Source organism: Haloferax sp. KTX1 (assembly GCF_902410085.1).
In the GTDB taxonomy this organism is placed as follows: Archaea; Halobacteriota; Halobacteria; order Halobacteriales; family Haloferacaceae; genus Haloferax; species Haloferax massiliensis.
The window spans coordinates 1-520 of the sequence record NZ_CABPRH010000089.1 but is presented as its reverse complement, the minus strand read 5'-3'; the positions used below and the strand labels follow the sequence as shown (position 1 = coordinate 520).

Below are 520 nucleotides of genomic sequence, written 5' to 3'. Positions count from 1 at the left end.
ACCCATCGAAGCCGCTCAAGCACGTCTTCGAGCCCTGGAGCTACGACCGGACGTCCTACTCACGGCAGCTGGACAACGTAGCCGAGCACTTCGGCGTGGACCTTTCGACGCCGTTCGAGGAACTCGACGCATCCATCCAGCGGCAGTTCCTCTACGGGACCGACAGCCGTGTCCACTTCGAGTGGCGGACCAAGAACGGCACCCGAGAGAAGACCGAGCGCTTCGAGGGCGTCATCCCGAACCTGGAGCGGCGACACGTCGAGGCAGACTCGGACCGCGCTCGCGAGCACATCGAGGAGTTCATGGCGACCACGACCTGCCCGGCCTGTGAAGGGACGCGGCTCAAAACCGAATCGCGGGCGGTGCTCGTCGACGGCACCTCGATCACCGAGGTAAACGAGATGTCCATCAGCGACGCGCTGGCCCACTTCGAGGGGATGGAGGAGCACCTCTCGTCCCGGGACCGGAAAATCGCCGAGGAGATTCTGAAGGAGATTCGCGCCCGCCTCGGCTTCATGAC

1 pseudogene is annotated in these 520 nt (G+C 64.2%); it reads left to right on the top strand.

Going from position 1 to position 520, the window contains the following annotated elements:
• Window positions 1-520: pseudogene (locus FY251_RS20915) on the top strand (excinuclease ABC subunit UvrA); the annotation flags it as partial.